The sequence below is a fragment of the Apibacter adventoris genome (assembly GCF_002964975.1).
In the GTDB taxonomy this organism is placed as follows: Bacteria; Bacteroidota; Bacteroidia; order Flavobacteriales; family Weeksellaceae; genus Apibacter; species Apibacter adventoris.
Genome location: NZ_PSZM01000031.1, coordinates 1 through 2,017 on the forward strand (window position 1 = coordinate 1; position 2,017 = coordinate 2,017).

Below are 2,017 nucleotides of genomic sequence, written 5' to 3' on the forward strand. Positions count from 1 at the left end.
CTTTTACATATTCATGATTAGCTTCCCAGTCATTAATTGCAATTCCTAAAGAATCCCATACATATCCTCGGCCTGTATGTCTTGAATATGTTCCTAATAATTGGATCCATGCATCCAAGGGTTTCCCTAAAGGAAGCTCCTTTCCTTTATAGGTTATTTGGCAGGGAGTAATAGCAAACTCTGTATCTTCTGTTTTCATGATAAGTGCATCTTTTTTGGGCTGGCACTGTACAAAAAACGAGCTACTCATGCTTAGATTCAGCAGTATAAATAAGAGATTTTTCATTTAAAATCCTTTATCTTTATTTTTTATTATATTCCTCTGTAAAATACTATTTCTCATACAATTCATAAGAGATTTTCAAATATTCCAACTCTCCTTCACTATAACGCAAAGTTATATAATACCAATAGTCCTGATTGGGACATATAGAGCTATGATCTTTTTGTTCGCGGAACTCTCCGGTTTTTATAGTGGTAGAGCCGGAATCCCAGCTCCAGTCGCCATCGTTATCCCAGTATCCCATTTTTTCAAGACCTTTTATTTTTGACCTCTCTTTATTTACTTCATTTAAACTCATTCCTGATTTAACCGGTGCTCCCTGTAAATTGACTGTTTGGGTATAGGGGGTAAAAGGATAGATATAATCAGGTTTCTTTTTTAGCATTTTTTCTCTAGATTGATCCAACTCTTCCTGAGTATATGGTTTATTTCTTATTGTACTTTTTAGAAGAAATTCCTCCTCCTCTTTACTTAAAATGTAATATTCATTCCATGCAAATTGCAATTTTCCCGCTTGTCCTACCTTACTATCCAGATTGATAAAGAAAATATATAGTTGATCACATTTTCTTTTTTCTTTATCTACATTTGTGTCATATGCAGTTATACATGAGTTAAAGATAGCGACTCCTAATGAATCCCAAATATAGGTATGTTCATTAAAATTACGAGAATAGGGTCCAAATAGTTCTACCCATGCATCTATAGGTTTTCCTAAGGGAATTTCCTTTCCTTTATAGGTTATTTGGCAGGGAGTAATAGCAAACTCTGTATCTTCTGTTTTCATGATAAGTGCATCTTTTTTAGGCTGGCACTGTACAAAAAACGAGCTACTCATGCTTAGATTCAGCAGTATAAATAAGAGATTTTTCATTTAAAATCCTTTATCTTTATTTTTTATTATATTCCTCTGTAAAATACTATTTCTCATACAATTCATAAGAGATTTTTAAATATTCCAACTCTCCTTCACTATAACGCAAAGTTATATAATACCAATAGTCCTGATTGGGACATATAGAGCTATGATCTTTTTGTTCGCGGAACTCTCCGGTTTTTATAGTGGTAGAGCCGGAATCCCAGCTCCAGTCGCCATCGTTATCCCAGTATCCCATTTTTTCAAGACCTTTTATTTTTGACCTCTCTTTATTTACTTCATTTAAACTCATTCCTGATTTAACCGGTGCTCCCTGTAAATTGACTGTTTGGGTATAGGGGGTAAAAGGATAGATATATTTTTCTTTTGGTTCTATCCTTCCAATTATCCTTTTTTTAAGTTCTTCCGACATAGGTTCTTTTATAGATTGATAGTCTTTTTCTATAAATTCAAATGATTTTCTTTGCCAGGCAAATTGCAATTTCCCCGCTTGTCCTACCTTACTATCCAGATTGACAAAGAAAATATATAGTTCTATTGTAGGTCGTGATTCTATAAAAGAACGTGTATTATAATCAGGATCTTTATAATATTTAGCAGCATCCCAATGTATCGTTGCTCCTATTCCTAAAGTATCCCAAATAAAAACTCCTTCTACAAATCTATTATATTCTCCAAATATCTTTATCCATTCTTTAAAAGGTTTTCCTAAAGGAAGTTCCTTTCCTTTATAGGTTATTTGGCAGGGAGTAATAGTAAATTCTGTATCCATAGGTTTTGGGGGTTCTTTGGTTTGACATTGGGTGTAAAAACAACAAAACCCTAAAAGAAAAATGAGTACTGTATTATTTCTCATT

The 2,017-nt window shown here is 33.3% G+C and carries 3 protein-coding genes; all 3 read right to left on the reverse strand.

Going from position 1 to position 2,017, the window contains the following annotated elements; all coding sequences use genetic code 11:
- A partial coding sequence (locus tag C4S77_RS04455) for a DUF7738 domain-containing protein (protein WP_455423243.1) occupies positions 1-250 on the reverse strand: 250 nt, incomplete at its 3' end.
- A gap of 82 nt (positions 251-332) precedes the next feature.
- Positions 333-1,121 (reverse strand): DUF7738 domain-containing protein, encoded by a 789-nt coding sequence (locus C4S77_RS04460; protein ID WP_146106044.1) that lies wholly within the window; start codon positions 1,119-1,121, stop codon positions 333-335.
- 82 nt (positions 1,122-1,203) lie between these two features.
- Positions 1,204-2,017: DUF7738 domain-containing protein (locus tag C4S77_RS12985; protein WP_105246372.1), on the reverse strand; the 814-nt coding region annotated here is incomplete at its 5' end.